We start from the raw sequence: 15,211 nt of genomic DNA, 5'->3' as shown, positions 1-15,211 counted from the left end.
TTACCAGTGAATAAGAAAAAGCTTCAAGTGAAATCTCCATCTCAATATGTAGTATTAACCGTAATAATACAGCTAGTCATTTTTGTGACTTTGCTTCAAATCGAGAAAGGATTTCTACCGGATATTGCGGGCTTACAAAGATTAAAACCCATAGATCTATTTGGGTTAATCTGTAGTATTGTTTCTTCAATAGTCGGGATCATTGTGGCCGTGGTTCTAATAGCATTTGAATATGACGGAAATAATTTTCATAGAAGAGAACGAGATAGTATCCTAAACGATTGGAAAGCGATGACTTTCTTTTCATTTTCGATTTCATTAGTCCTAGTTTCATTTGTGGCATATTCATATGTGCATGATTTTGGTAGCTCACAGCGCCTCACAATCGGGTATTTTGTCTTATTTCAATTTGTTGTATTTATTATTCTTTTGGTTCCAGTCATCAGTTCAACTCTCAAGAGCGCAGATCGCCTAAAAAAAACAATTGGTCTTATACAGTCAGTAGAATGGGAAGATATTGAAGGCTTCGAAACAACCAGACATAAGAACTTCATATCACATACAACAAACAATAAAATTGTAGCCATCAGAACTGACCTCAATTATTATGTCCAAAAGGAAGATTCTGATGCCTATAATCAGGTTATGGAAGAACTAAACTCGCTAGCGGTAGATTATATAGATAATGGGCTAGATCGTGAAGATTCTGGTAAGCTATTTCACGCATTAGTGTTCATTTGGAGGCATTCAATTCAAAAGGCATATCAGAATAGCTCAAATGATTTTTTAAATGCGATTTGGATCAGTATTGAGACCTTCTATGAAAAGGCATCAGTGAGTCAAGTAGAGTTAACAAAATTTGAAGTCCTTAAAGACTTTAAAAGGAATTTTTTACAATCCCTCAATGCTCGAAGGTTTGACGAAGCACTAATCAAAGGTGTTTCAGTTATAGCAGAATCCTTTAAAAGAAATTTTCAATTAAACTCTCCTGCCGAAAATAGAATACTACAGACAAGGCTGGTCTTCAATAATACTATTGAGAATAATTCAAAAGATAATGCACAGTGGATGGAGTTGAATCAAATTTTGCGGGAACTAGGTTTGATTTTGAACAGTTCGGTTATTTCGGGTAATCTTGAGCTAAATGAGGAGGCTAGGTATAATTTGCTTTTTATTGCCATTTCTATGCGATATAATCAAAACGAAGAGTTATCACCAAAAGAAGGCTTGATAGTAATAGGAGTTTACATGTACTTAAAAAATAATGCATTAAACGCTCTTAGGAAAGGTCTTTACAGTTTTGCATACGAGTGTATGCCAATAGATATGTTTCTTTTTCAAAAGATAATAAAGTCAAGACGTGAGATTTACAGAAATGTTCTGTCTACCGTATCTCGATTTATTTTAACTTGCCAAGCAGAAGGATTTTTGTCATCTTCAGATGGTCACTCACTGATCTCTACTTGGGCTACAATAGGTCGTCAATGTTCTAATCAGTATTCCTCTGATGAGAACATACGTAGTGTTTTTAAATTTGTAATAGATACATTGGTAGCGCTAAAATCGCAAGTTGAACGAACTGATTTAATAGAACAGGGAGGAATTTACAAATTAATCAAATCTGAATTAGAATCTCTAAGAACGTGGCTGTTAAATGACAATTTGAATATAAAAGAAAGCGATGTTATTAACACTCTCAATGATGTGATTCAAAGCTTTAAAGATATTAAACCGCAAGAACATACTTACGAAGTAAAGTGGGATTAATTTTTTAAAGAATGCACATAGTTTCAGAAGAGCAAAAAGCCGAGCTCGATACACGCTTGCAAAGAAGTGAAGATGGCAAAGGAAAGGAATACAGCTGGGAATATGTGAAGAACGTTGCAAGAAATACTTCTTCATCTGAAGTTTAGATTTTCAGTTTGTCCGCAGTAATCACCACACTCGCCATTATCTCCATTTTCTCTGGACATGCTAAAGAGCACGGTCAGAGCAGGTGGAAGTGGGCGCTACTTGGACTGGCTAGTTTTTGGATTCCTGGTTTTGGGCTTTCATTTCTCCTCGTCCAAATAGTTGGTGACAACGGAGAAACCTGGCAGATCACGACTATCACCATCGGAACCTTCCTCATTTTTGGGTGCAAGTGGCTATCTATGCTCAAGGGTCCTCAGGAAGCTCAAGCAAAGAGCCAGGCTCGAAGAATGACCTTCCAATAAACCTCCGATTTTCGTATAATTGTCTTCCATACCAACTTAACCAAACTCATGAAGCGCTTTACTCAACTTTTCACTGCCTTTGTAGTTGCGAGCTTTTTTCTCGCCAGCTGCGCTACATCGAGCGATGTCACCTCCTCAAACCTTATTCAAAAAAGAAAATACCGAAAAGGATTTTTTGTCGCCTCTCTGAATAAGCGTAAGAAAGACGAGAAGAAGAGTCAGACTGAGGAAGTGAAGGCTAATGAAGATCTCACTGTTTTGGCAGCACGAAATCTCGAAACTGCCTCGCTCGAAACGTCTACCGAACGAGAGCCGGAAAGCTTAAGTTCTTCTTCTACACCTGTTGAGGTTTTTTTAGTTCCGGCAAAGTCTGCCGAACTCAACTCAGACTGCGACATCATAGTCCTCACCAACGGTGATGAAATTGAAGCACGTGTTTTGGAAATCACAGAAGATGAGGTACGCTATAAAAAATGTGATCGTCTAAACGGGCCAACCTACACAAAAAGCCGTGACAACATCGTACTTATCCGCTACCCAGATGGGTCCAAAGACATGTTCAATAACGAAAAGGTCAATAAGTCCAGGGAGAATAGTTGGCAAGATGATGTCAATAAGGCCGGAGACGATATCAACAAAGCCACTGAAGAATTACCGATTGGAGACAAAAGTCAGGTTGTTGCAGCAGTGCTGTGCTTTTTCCTCTGGGGTCTCGCGATCCATCGTTTTTATCTCGGCTACGTAGGGATCGGAATTCTTCAAATTTTAACTCTTGGAGGTTGCGGAATTTGGGCACTGGTTGACTTTATCCGGATCCTGATGGGAACACTCAAGCCAAAGAACTCTGAATATGAAGAAACATTTGATGATATCTAAGCTTGAGACTGTGAGGAAGTGGAGGGTTGGATTGTCAGGCGTGTTAATAGCTATACCCATCGTTTTACTGCTTATGCCGGCAGACTATTTCGACAGTGGTGAAAGCATTTGCCTCTCGCATCTCATGGCTGGTGTGGATTGCTACGCCTGCGGGATGACTCGCTCAGTGATGCATCTCATTCACTTCGATTTTGCCACGGCCTGGGATTTTAATCCGCTTGGTTTTGTGGTGCTGCCACTGCTAATGCTTTACTGGCTCAAATTGGTGCTCCAGGGATTTGGAGTGAGGATTTTAAAATGGTTTTGAGAAAATGGAACCCCCCTGGACCTTCACCGAAAAAATCATTGGGATTGCTTTTTGCCTGATCATTCTCACTTTGGTGGCCAGGTCTATCGTAGACAAGAACAAGGTCAAAGATGAAGTTGATTCCGAGGCAGAATCTTTGTACCACGATCGCGATGTGGTGGGGCAAACCAGAGACTGGCTGGCGCCCAATGCCCCAAAAGAGAAAACCGACTTGCCTCTTTCCAATAGCAATAACTTGCTGCTCATCTTGATAGCAATTTTCATGACCTGGATACTTCTCCGAATGGGGTCGGTCCTCTGATCAGTGAACATGATCGGCATTGAGAAAGGTATTTGTCGAATTTCTATACTTTTATCGCATACTTCACATCTCATGAAATATATAACTCTCTTTCTCCTGGCGTTGCTTCTGAGCGCTTCGGTTCTCCAATCGCAAACTTATGAGCGGTACAAAATTCTTTTGGACACCACCCTCGAATCCAAGGCTTTGGGTTTTGAAAAGAACATCAAAGTGACGGTGCCATTTACCTGGCAAGAAAACCTCGGTTCTGAATTTCCGCTGATCGTTGTCTTTGATAGCCAGAATCAAAGGAGTCACGGTTACATTCTCAACACGATCGATTACCTCAGCAGTACCGAACAGATGCCTTTGGCGGTGGTGATAAGTGTGGAATCTACCCAGGAACATCGTTTGTCAGAAACGCTCCATAGCATTTCTGGCGAGAGAGGGATGCTCGAAAAAAACGAAATGTTTCTCTTTGAAGAGTTGATTCCACTGGCTGAAGAAAAATGGAAGGCGAGCAAGTACAGAATTTTTGTAGGTCACTCGCGCTACGGGTACTTTACCACGAGTCTTTTTCACAATCGAATTGATGAGCTCAATGCGGTGATTGCGCTTAGCCCTTTTTACACTCAGACCAATGTAAACCTGGTGGATTCTCTCGCCCAGTTGGAGAATCTGGACCTCAGCACAAAAAAGTACTACCGCTACGGTGTGGAAGGAGCTTACCTGGAACACTACAACGCAATCGATTCGCTTTTGAGCGATTTTGACAATCCGATGATTGACGCAGATGGAAGGTTTTTCCTCGAGGCCGATCACAATGCAGTTCCCGGGTTGACCATCGCACCGGCACTTTACGACATTTTTGAGTACTGGGCGGAAGGACAGGCAATCTACTTTTCCAATGAAAATAAAGACGTGGGCCAGTTGAAAATCCAGTCGGCAAATATTCGCCAGCACTATGGGAGTGACTTTAGCTTCGGACTGGGAGTGCTCAACGGAAAAGGCTGGTATTTCTACAACGAGGGTGAATTCGATCTGGCAATTGCCGCCTGGCGAGAGCTACTGCGAGCCTATCCAAGCTTCTCAGAAGGCTATCTCTACATTTTCTATGCAGAGCAAGAAATGGAAAGAGATACTCAAAAGACCATAAGCGACCTGAAAGCCAGTCTAAAAGTGAGCAAGTTCTATTCTGAAGCAGAAAAGCAGGAGATTTTGGCCGAGGTTGAAAAACCAAAGGAATGATTCGGGAACTCGATCAGTTTTACCTCAATCTCGAAGAACCCCAGCGCAGTTGTTTCGAAGCACTGAGAGACATAATTCTTTCTGTTGATCCCGATATCACCCCAGAGTGGAAGTATCGTCTTCCTTTTTTCTACTATCGCGGAAAAATGTTTTGCTACCTGTGGAAAGACAAAAAATCCGGTGAACCCTACATCGGAATTGTGAACGGAAATCAACTCAATCATCCACTACTCGAGCAGGGCGATAGAAAAAGGATGAAAATACTTAGAGTAGATCCTGAGGCGGATATTCCAAAGGATGTAATAATAGAAATCCTAAACAATTCGATTCGACTGCATTAACGCTAACTCTTGATCTGAAAAAGGGCTAAAAGGTCTTTTTTATGTGAAATACTATCTTTGATTGATAAATCATGGATGAATCCAGAGTTGGACTTCAAAACGACTTTTAGTATTACCTTGCTCAAGCAAAACCAGAAATGAATTCTTTTCATTTACCCTTTTTAGCTTTTCCAGTACTCCTCTTTTATGAGGATATTGGATGAACTACACTAACGACAAAACTATGCAGAGTCGAGAAGATGAAAATCTGAAAAGAGAATCGGATGACAAGTACCGTCATCTATTTGAGCTTAGTCCACTTCCCAAGTGGTTTTATGATTTAGAAACGTATCGTTTTTTAGATGTTAATAAAGCTGCCTTGAACCTCTACGGCTACTCACGAGAAGAATTTCTGGATTTGACAATACTCGATATCAGACCCGAGAGGGATATCCAAAAAGTTAGAGAAGCACACAACAACCTGACAGAAGGCACGATTCAATTTGGTGTTTTCACTCATCTTACAAAAGAGGGTGAGCCAATGAAGATGGAAATCACCGGCCGAAGGATGTTTTATGCCGGTAGAGACTGCATGATGATTATCGCCAATAATGTGACTGAGAGTTACAAAAAGGATCAACTAGAATCCCTTGAACGTCAGTTTATGGAGCAAGCAATCGCGGCTGATGCGAGTCTTGGCACAACACTTTCGAATTACCTGAAAGGTCTTGAAAATCTGTTCGATGGAATGCACCTAACTGTGCTTCAGGTGAAAAACGGAAGAGTGTATCATCTCGCAGCACCTTCAATGCCGAGGGAATACAGTAAGGCGATTGATGGCCTCGGAATCGGGCCGTCAAACGGTTCTTGCGGGACGGCAGCTTACCTAAAGCAGACAGTGATCGTTGAGAATATTGAAGTAGCCGAAGAATGGCAAGACTACAAGGATTTGATTACACCTTTTGGCTACAAGGCTTCATGGGCACAACCAGTGTTTGATTCAGAGCAAAACGTAATAGCGACTTTTGCCATTTATTACAAAACTGTTAGAAGCCCTTCGGAGCAAGAGCTGGAGCTACTCGATAAAAATGCCTCACTCTTCAGCATTATTCTGGAGAACCATCAAAAGAAGAGCGAGATTGAAAAATCCAATGAGAGGTATGAGTATGTAACAAAAGCAACTTTTGATGCGATTTGGGACTTTGATATTCTCAAAAGCCATGTGAAGTGGGGCGATAGCTACGAAGAAATTTTTGGACTCATTGATTATCCCAACCTCAATGAGCGTGATAAGGTAATTGCAAGGCTACACCCTGAGGAACGAGAAGATATCATTGCAAACGCTGCTGAAACACTCAAGGGTGAATCGAATGAATGGAGTCTGGAACACAGATACTTAAAGTCCGATGGGAGCTATGCACATGTAGTAAACCGCGGAATTATTATTCGAGAGAAAAATGGCCAACCGGTTCGGGCGATCGGTGCCATGCAAGACGTTACCAAAGAACGAGCTGAAAGAAAGAGGCTTCAGCTTATTGAAAGCGTAATTACAAATACGAGTGATGCTGTTCTGATTACCGAAGCCAACCCTGTGCAAAAACCAGGTCCGAAAATAGTTTATGCAAATGATGCTTTTGAAGAAAGCACTGGTTACACCTCAGAAGAGGTGATTGGAAAAACACCGAGAATTCTTCAGGGACCAAAAACTGACAGAAAAGAGCTAGATAGATTGCTGGCAGCCCTGGTTGAAGAGCGACCATTCTCTACTACCCTTGTAAATTACCGGAAGGATGGTTCTGAGTTCTGGAATGATATTTCAATAAATCCAGTTAAAAGCAATCAGGGAGAGGTCACTCATTTTGTGGCCATTCAGCGCGATGTTACCAGGCAGAAGAACGAAGAGATACAGAAAAAACTGATCACAGAAATCAGTGCTATTTTCAACAGAGATATCGATTTGGTTAGCTCAGTCCAAAAAGTATTGAAGCACCTGGTAAATTTCGGCAGTTTTAGTCTGGCAGAGATTTGGGAAATGAACGAGGACAGAACACACCTTGACTTTCTCACTTCGTATACTGGAGACACTCAGATCAAAGGTTTTTATAGAGATAGTGCCAACATTAAGAAATTTGAAAAGGGTGAAGGGCTTCCCGGAACAGTGTGGCAAGAGATGCGCGAAACGTTGTGGGAAGAAATCGACAAAAAGGAAATATTCATAAGGCGTGAAGCAGCCAGAGTTGCGGGGTTAAAGGAGGTTCTGGGAGTGCCACTCTTTAGAAACGAAAAGCTTGTGGGGGTCATCGTTTTTGGTTCGAAACAGAAAGAAAACGAGCTGTCTTTTTTCAAGAGTTTATTTCCAGAAGTTGGGAAAGCCCTGGCAGGTGAAATTCAAAGGAAAAAACTGGAAGAAGAATTATCTCTATTGTTTAGTAATTCGCCAGACATTCTCTGCATTGCTGGCCCCGATGGATATTTCAAAAGGGTTAATCCCGCATTTAGCGAGCTACTTGGCTACTCTCAGGAAGAGATTACTTCTATTCCTTTTGTAGATCTGATTCACCCAGAAGACAGGGAGTCCACCAATGTCGAATACGCAGATACGATTAAGGGTGAAAGAAGAGCAATTGGCTTTGAAAACAGGTACCGAACCAAGGATGGGGACTACAAATGGATTTCCTGGAATTCATCCGACTTGTTTAAAGAAGAGGGCTATGCTTTTGCATACGGTCGAGATGTCACCGAGAAAAAGGAACTTGAAGACCTTTTGGAAAACGCAACGGAACTCGCCAGTCTTGGTTTCTGGGAAGTAGATGTGATCAACGACAGCATTTATTGGTCGCCAATGGTATGCAAGCTCCACGAGGTGCCCGAAGGCTATCAGCCGAACCTGGACGAAGCAATCCAATTCTACCGCGTAGAATCGCAGGAAATCGTCAAAAAATATATTGAAGACTCCATCTCCAGCGGAAAAGACTTTTCATTTGAATTGCCCATTGTCACCGCCAAAGGCAATGACCAGTGGATCAAGTGCATTGGAAAAGCGGAAAGCAGATATGGTAAAGTGATTAAGATTTTTGGAAGTTTCCAGGATGTCCACCAGCGCAAAGAAGCAGAACTCAGGCTACTCAACACAGCCAATAATTTTCCGGGTGTCATTTTCAAGTATTATGTCTATCCCGATGGAAGAGATGAGCTGAAATTTGTGAGCGAAGGCTCGCGCAATATTTGGCAACTGACTCCTGAGGAGTGTATGCAGTCCACTGATGCCATGTGGAGTCAGGTTAAAAATCAAGAAGAAGCAGAAGGCCTGCAAAAGGCTATAGAGCATTCGGCAGCAACACAAACGCAATTTTATCATCAATGGCAAATTACTCGACCCGATGGCAAAACAATTTGGATAGAAGGCAGAGGTAGTCCAACGAGACTTTCAGATGGAACGAATGTGTGGGATACAGTACTGTTGGATATTAGCGAGAAAAAAGAACTTGAGGATTTGGTGGACAGAGCCAATAAAATGGCAAAAATAGGTACTTGGGAAAATACATTCACCAAAGACAATGAAGAAATGTATTGGTCGCCTATGACTCGCGAGATTATCGAAGTTGATGAAAGTTACGATCCAACACTTACGGGAGGTTTTGAATTTTACGAAGAAAAAAGCAGAGAGAAAATTGAAAACGCTCTTAAGCGACTGGTGACGTATGGAGAAGAATTTGATCTCGAGCTGTTGATCTACACGGCTAAAGGAACTCCCAAGTGGGTGCGCTGCCTGGGCGAAGCTGATCGAAGAAATGGCGAAACTGTAAAAATCTTCGGAAGCATCCAGGACATCCACGAGAGAAAAATGGCAGAGCTTGCCCTCAGCGAAAGCGAGGCCCGACTTCAGGGAATTATGGCTTCCCAGTCGCACTATATCATCCGAACTGATCTCGAAGGGAAATACAGTTTTTACAACAAGAAATTTTACGAAGACTTTGGCTGGACGCACGGTAACAAAGATCTGATCGGTGTTAGTGGCATGGATTCGATTATGGATTACCACCACCCGAAAGTTGGAGAAATTGTGGAGAAATGTATTGTCAGTCCAAATACCGTTTTTCAGGTAGAGATCGACAAACCCAGAAAAGGAGGTGGTGTGGTAACAACCCTATGGGATTTTGTTTGCTTGCCAGATTCAGATGGAAACCCGTCAGAAATTCAATGTTCGGGAGTAGATATCTCAGATAGAATTGCAGCTGAAAAGGCGCTTCAGAACATGTACAACGAGAAGGTTGAAGTTTTAGAGAGTATCGGAGATGGATTCTTCTCTGTGGATCAAAACTGGATAGTGACCTACTGGAACTCCAGGGCCGAAGAAATGCTACAAACACCAAAACAGAAAATACTAAACAAGAATCTATGGGATGTTTTTGAAGAGGCCAAAAATATGCTCTTCTATGAGATGTACCATAGAGCTTTGGAAGAACAAGTGACCGTCAATTTTGACGAATACTTTGCGCCTTTGCAGAGATGGTATCAGGTGAGCGCCTACCCTTCAAAAAACGGGTTGGCAGTTTACTTTAAAGATATCACTGAGAGGAAAAAGTATGAAGAACAGCTGAAACTCTCAAACGAGCGTTTCGAAAAGGTTTCGGAAGCGACCAGTGACGCAATTTGGGACTGGGATGTAAAAGAGGATACACTCTTTTGGGGTAAAGGTTTTCAAAGTTCATTCGGATATGAGATTGAAAAATTCTCGCCAACTACAGAAGCCTGGCTCGAACATATTCACAAAAGTGACAGAGCTGAAGTTGAGGAGAGTTTTTCTGCTGCCGTAAAAGACGCCAATGTCAAGAACTGGAAGATGGATTATCGCTTTCGATACCAAAGTGGCGGCTTTGCTTACGTTGAAGATCGAGGAATGATTATTCGAGATGAAAAAGGCGAAGCAACGAGAGTAGTAGGCGTTATGTCCGACATTTCCAAAAGGAAGGAATATGAGAAGTCGCTCAAAGACCTAAATGCCTCTCTGAAAAAACAGGCCAGAGAATTGCGACTTTCGAATGTGGAGCTCGAGCAATTTGCCTACGTGGCTTCTCACGATTTGCAAGAACCCTTGCGTATGGTCACCAGTTTTTTGTCGCAACTCGAAAAACGCTATAGCGATAAACTCGATGAAAAAGCACAGAAATACATTTTCTTCGCTGTGGACGGAGCAAAGCGAATGCGCGAAATCATTCTCGACCTGCTGGATTTTTCCAGAGTGGGTCACTACGATGCGCCACCCACTAAAGTCGACATTGCAGAACTTATTGATGAGGTGAAAGCGCTTCACCGGAAATCGATAGAGGAGAAGCGAGCCAAGGTTGTGATGACAACCCAAATGCCCGAAGTACTCGGTCAGCGTTCGCCACTGCTACAGGTCTTTCAAAATCTCATCAGTAATTCGCTCAAATACTCCAGAGAGAATGTGCCTCCAAAAATTGAAATCTCAGCAGAGAAGTCTGGCAATGAATGGATCTTTCAACTAAAAGACAATGGAATTGGAATTTCTGAGGAATCTTACGAAGACATTTTTGTTATTTTTCAACGGCTGCATGCCAAGGGAGAGTTCGAAGGCACTGGTATGGGGCTCGCCATCGTCAAGAAAATTATCGAAAGCTTCGATGGGCGCATATGGTTGGAGTCCGAAGAGGGAAAAGGCACTACTTTTTTCTTTACAATTCCCATACGAGAAAAATAGAATTTGTCATTTAGAGAAACAAAAATTGAAAAGACATGTGATTGATATGGAGCTCTTTCTTGAGCCTTTTTTAGTGAGGGTAGGTGAAAGAGCGGCTATATGCGAAACTCTGTGATGTTTGTAAGCGTAGCTCTACAATCAAAAAATTTTTAATTTGCTCGCGTTGCAAAGGTGGAAAAAGACAGAGGTACATATCGAATTTTGGTAATTGAGGACAATCCCGGAGATTTTCTGCTCGTATCAGATTATATCGAAGATCACATTTTACGACCACACGTTACACATGTGGAGAGCTATCAGTTGGCTGAAAAAGCATTAAAAGACACAAGCAAGATCTTCGACATTATTTTGCTTGACCTCTCCTTGCCCGACAAAAGGGGGGAAGGTTTGATAAAAAGCATGATGGCGCTTAATAATAAAGTGCCGATTATTGCTCTCACAGGCTACAGTGACCTCAACTTTGCTACTCGTTCCATATCCACCGGTCTGGCAGATTACCTCATTAAAGAAGATCTTACCCCAACAATCCTCTACAAAAGTATTGTCTACAACATTGAGAGGTATCGTTACATTCAGACGATTAAGGAATCAGAAAGGCGCTACAGCGACCTCTTCCACCTGAGTCCAATCCCAATGTGGGTTGCTGAGACCTCAAGTGGGAAATTTTTGGATTTAAATGAGGCGGCCGAGAAAAAGTACGGTTACGAGAAAAGTGAGTTTTTGCAGATGACCGTGCGCGATATTGAAGCGAAGGATGAAGAGTGTGAGGAGGAAAATAAGCACACCCATAAAACTCAAAAGGGTTTTGAGGGTCAGGCAAAGCACTGCAAAAAAAGCGGTGAGCTTTTCTACGTTGATTTGAGTAAAAACTACATAACCTATCAGAGTAAAAATGCTGAACTAACCCTTGCCAACGATATCACGGAAAGAATTTTGCATGAGCGCACAATTGAAAGCCAAAACGAGAAGTTAAAAGACATTGCGTGGATTCAGTCGCACGTAGTGAGGGCCCCGGTAGCCCGAATGATGGGACTTATTAATCTTATCAAAGAAGGAGACCTGGATGAAAATCAAATTGGGGAATTTCTCGGCCATGTGTTGAATTCAGCTGATGAATTAGACAACATCATCAAAGATGTGGTAGGCAAGTCAAAAAATATTAAATCAAGAAGCGAGGGCGGATGAATGTGAAGACAATTTTGATTGACGATGATGAGATTTTTATTATGATGACTCGCAAGATGATGGAGAGTAGTAATTTTCATAAATCTCCCATTTCATTTGCTAGCGGTGAGTCTGCGCTGTCCTTTATGGAAGAGAATTACAGCACATCGGATGTTTACATTCTGTTTTTGGATATCAACATGCCCAACATGAATGGCTGGGAATTTCTCGACAAGATTGAGCGTTTTGTCACTAAAGGTAACACCTACGTTTTCATGACTACTTCTTCGATTGACGATGAAGATATTGCCAAAGCAGGAGAGAATGAATTGGTCGTGAAGTTTCTTTCCAAACCAGTTCTCACCGAAACATTCACCCAGCTTAAAGAGATTCCAGAGCTACAGTCGTTTTTCCCCAATCAACCGAGCACCTAATAGGCTTCCACTTCCCCAAAGGTCAGGGCACTTTCATTTAGCCCATTTCAGGTTTCTAAAATAAATAAGGATAAATAAGTCCTAAATAGGGAAAATTGCTACCTTTACTCGCAGAAAGAGGAAGATCATGTTTTCGAAATCCTGTGAATACGCAATTAAGATCATGATTCACCTGACAGCAAGAGCAGGTGAGGGTAGAGCCGGATTGTTTGAAATCTCCAAAGCAATTGATTCACCGAGAGCGTTTACTGCTAAAGTATTGCAAATGTTAACCAATGCTGGTTTACTGGATTCTGCTCGCGGCCCGGGAGGAGGTTATCGAATTATCGATCAGAAAGAGGTCAATCTCCACCAAATTGTAGAAGCGGTGGATGGTGATGGGCTAATGGTAGGTTGTGTATTGGGATTTAAGGAGTGTAGTGACGATTATCCGTGCCCGGTTCATCATCGGTTTCTTCCCGTTAGGGAATATCTGTCAGGAACACTTTCCACTACTTCCTTAAAAGAAATGAACGAAGTAATCTCGCATGGAAGGGCATTTTTGAAAGAAGCAAATAAAAATAAAGGATAAAAGAATCTAAATATCTTATTAGAAATGGAAGATTTGAAAAGTAAAAAAGTGAGCAAAATCGTGGCAGAAAATTTCAAGACTGCCAAAGTTTTCACGAACTACGGAATTGATTTTTGCTGCAATGGCGGTATTCCACTAGAACAGGCTTGTGCGGCAAAGTCGGTAGATCTTAGCGAGCTTTTGAGTCAACTCGAAGTGGAATTGAGCATCCCGGAAGAAGTGAGCTACAAGGAAATGTCGCCATCCGAACTAATCGATCACATTGTGCAAACTCATCACAATTATGTGGAAAATACGATACCAGTGATCAAAACTTATCTCGAAAAGTTGAGTCGTGTTCATGGTGCGAGACACCCGGAACTCTACAAAATTCGAGATCTATTTGAGCAGTCGGCAGGTGACCTTGCTGCCCACATGAAAAAAGAAGAGCTCATCCTCTTCCCTTACATCAAGTCATTAGAAAACTCAATTGATAAGGGGAAAGATTTACCCAGACCACATTTTGGCCACATCGACAATCCGGTGAAAATGATGGAAGATGAACATGCACAGGAAGGAGAACGCTGCAGGAAGATTGCAGAGCTCTCTTCCAACTATATGTGTCCCCCAGATGGTTGCCAGACCTACCGTGTGGCCTTTTCTATTCTTGAAGAGTTCGAGAGGGATCTTCACAAGCACATACACCTGGAAAACAATATACTTTTTCCTGAAGCAAGAAATATGCACAGACAAGTGAGTAAGTAGCATGATATTTGTTATAGAAAAAATGATTAAGACAAATTGAAATGGCGTATTTTATAAGTGATGCCAAAGAATTTGACCTATCTCATAAAAGGCGCTGGCTAAAATCAGGTCTACTGTTGTTTTTGCTGGCGTCTTTACTCGGAACTGGTATGCGTTATTTTTTCGTTCGCGAGATACCATTGGTGGAGTACAAGCATTTACTTCACGCACATTCGCACGTGGCCATGCTGGGCTGGCTTTTTACCGCTGTCTCAGGTGCACTCATATTTTTAGTAATTCAAAAGACAAGATACCTGAAGGCTTATTGGTGGGTGTGGATTTTAAATATCATTGCCAGTGTAGGTATGGCTGTGTTCTTCACCTACGAAGGTTATGGGCCTTTTAGTATCGCGTTTAGCACATTGCATCTCGCAGCGGCTTATCTGTTTGCTGTGGTTTTTCTGAAGGATTTGAAAAGGCGATCAAACAATTCGGTCCATCGTTTCTCTCGTTGGGCCGTTATCTGGATGTTGTTATCGACATTAGGTCTTTGGGCAATCGCGCCAGTGGCATCCTTTCTCGGAAGCCATCACCCCGCTTACTACGCCTCTGTTCAGTTTTTCCTTCACTTCCAGTTTAATGGCTGGTTCACTTTCGCTATCCTGGCATTGCTATTCAACCATTTTGAAAAGACTGGTGAGAGGATTGAAGTTGGAAATGGTCTTTTCTGGATTCTCCAGCTCTCATTGCTGCTGACGTATGCTCTCAGCATTACCTGGAGCACACCCGAAACATTTTTGTTTTACCTGAATTCGGCTGGTGTGATCCTGCAGCTGGCAGTCTTCATCCCAATAATTCAGAAGCTCGTGAGAGCCTTTCGCAAATCGACCGACAAGATTGGATTGACTGGTTGGCTACTCCTGGTTGGGCTAATTAGTTTATTTCTAAAAGTGCTGGCACAGACGGCTGTGGCCGTTCCCGCAGTTGCAGAAATTTCTTACACCATCAGGAACTTTGTGATCGGATTCATACATCTCACCTTGCTGGGGTCAATCACAATGAGTCTTATGGCGCTGTTGCAAGACAGGGGCCTGATTCCTGTTCGAAGGAGTGCTTTTATAGGCTCAATTCTTTTGATGCTGGCATTTGTGTCAACAGAAATAATTCTGTTTGGGCAAGGTCTGCTTTTGTGGATGAGGTACGGATTTGTTAGGTTCTATTATGAAATAATATTGGGCGCAACAATTATATTTCCAATATCTATAGGATTAATAGCTATTGGGAAAAACAAAAGCCCTGTTCATTCAATTAGCAACACAAATAGATAATGCAAAATATTTTATTAGTATA

General features: G+C 42.0%; 14 protein-coding genes. All 14 read left to right on the top strand.

Annotation, left to right across the window (positions count from 1 at the left end; genetic code table 11):
• Positions 1 to 6 precede the first annotated feature (6 nt).
• The 14 genes from ABHV44_RS04385 (at position 7) to ABHV44_RS04320 (ending at position 15,189) form a co-directional block, all read left to right on the top strand.
• Positions 7 to 1,767, top strand: coding sequence for a hypothetical protein (locus tag ABHV44_RS04385; RefSeq protein ID WP_459073443.1), 1,761 nt, complete (start codon positions 7 to 9; stop codon positions 1,765 to 1,767).
• 11 nt (positions 1,768 to 1,778) lie between these two features.
• Positions 1,779 to 1,913, top strand: a complete 135-nt coding sequence (locus ABHV44_RS04380) for a hypothetical protein (protein ID WP_459073442.1) — start codon at positions 1,779 to 1,781, stop codon at positions 1,911 to 1,913.
• A gap of 9 nt (positions 1,914 to 1,922) precedes the next feature.
• Complete coding sequence (locus ABHV44_RS04375) at positions 1,923 to 2,216, top strand: hypothetical protein (protein ID WP_459073441.1); 294 nt, start codon at positions 1,923 to 1,925, stop codon at positions 2,214 to 2,216.
• 48 nt (positions 2,217 to 2,264) lie between these two features.
• Positions 2,265 to 3,092: a TM2 domain-containing protein gene (locus ABHV44_RS04370; RefSeq protein WP_459073440.1), complete on the top strand. Its 828-nt coding sequence runs from the start codon at positions 2,265 to 2,267 to the stop codon at positions 3,090 to 3,092.
• Positions 3,082 to 3,399, top strand: a complete 318-nt coding sequence (locus tag ABHV44_RS04365) for a DUF2752 domain-containing protein (protein WP_459073439.1) — start codon at positions 3,082 to 3,084, stop codon at positions 3,397 to 3,399. The genes ABHV44_RS04370 and ABHV44_RS04365 overlap by 11 nt, the downstream gene beginning before the upstream one ends.
• A 4-nt stretch (positions 3,400 to 3,403) precedes the next feature.
• On the top strand, positions 3,404 to 3,700 hold the full coding sequence (locus tag ABHV44_RS04360; protein WP_459073438.1) for a hypothetical protein: 297 nt from the start codon (positions 3,404 to 3,406) through the stop codon (positions 3,698 to 3,700).
• A 72-nt stretch (positions 3,701 to 3,772) separates the two neighbouring features.
• Positions 3,773 to 4,927, top strand: coding sequence for an alpha/beta hydrolase-fold protein (locus tag ABHV44_RS04355; RefSeq protein WP_459073437.1), 1,155 nt, complete (start codon positions 3,773 to 3,775; stop codon positions 4,925 to 4,927).
• On the top strand, positions 4,924 to 5,268 hold the full coding sequence (locus ABHV44_RS04350; RefSeq protein ID WP_459073436.1) for a DUF1801 domain-containing protein: 345 nt from the start codon (positions 4,924 to 4,926) through the stop codon (positions 5,266 to 5,268). The genes ABHV44_RS04355 and ABHV44_RS04350 overlap by 4 nt, the downstream gene beginning before the upstream one ends.
• Positions 5,269 to 5,491: 223 nt before the next feature.
• Positions 5,492 to 10,969 (top strand): PAS domain S-box protein, encoded by a 5,478-nt coding sequence (locus ABHV44_RS04345; protein ID WP_459073435.1) that lies wholly within the window; start codon positions 5,492 to 5,494, stop codon positions 10,967 to 10,969.
• A gap of 171 nt (positions 10,970 to 11,140) precedes the next feature.
• Positions 11,141 to 12,154 (top strand): PAS domain S-box protein, encoded by a 1,014-nt coding sequence (locus ABHV44_RS04340; protein WP_459073434.1) that lies wholly within the window; start codon positions 11,141 to 11,143, stop codon positions 12,152 to 12,154.
• Positions 12,151 to 12,567 (top strand): response regulator, encoded by a 417-nt coding sequence (locus tag ABHV44_RS04335; RefSeq protein ID WP_459073433.1) that lies wholly within the window; start codon positions 12,151 to 12,153, stop codon positions 12,565 to 12,567. The genes ABHV44_RS04340 and ABHV44_RS04335 overlap by 4 nt, the downstream gene beginning before the upstream one ends.
• A gap of 127 nt (positions 12,568 to 12,694) precedes the next feature.
• A complete protein-coding gene (locus ABHV44_RS04330) occupies positions 12,695 to 13,138 on the top strand; it encodes an RrF2 family transcriptional regulator (protein WP_459073432.1) in 444 nt (147 codons plus the stop codon).
• 24 nt (positions 13,139 to 13,162) lie between these two features.
• Positions 13,163 to 13,882, top strand: a complete 720-nt coding sequence (ric, locus tag ABHV44_RS04325; RefSeq protein WP_459073431.1) for an iron-sulfur cluster repair di-iron protein — start codon at positions 13,163 to 13,165, stop codon at positions 13,880 to 13,882.
• Positions 13,883 to 13,923: 41 nt separating this feature from the next.
• Positions 13,924 to 15,189 carry a hypothetical protein gene (locus ABHV44_RS04320; RefSeq protein WP_459073430.1) on the top strand — a complete coding sequence of 422 codons (1,266 nt, stop codon included), beginning with the start codon at positions 13,924 to 13,926 and terminating at the stop codon, positions 15,187 to 15,189.
• The last annotated feature ends 22 nt before the right edge of the window (positions 15,190 to 15,211 follow it).

Source organism: Halocola ammonii, from assembly GCF_049334165.1.
Lineage (GTDB): Bacteria > Bacteroidota > Bacteroidia > Flavobacteriales_D > Sanyastnellaceae > JBEGHD01.
Note: the sequence above shows the minus strand (reverse complement) of the source record. Positions and strands in the feature narration are given on the sequence as shown.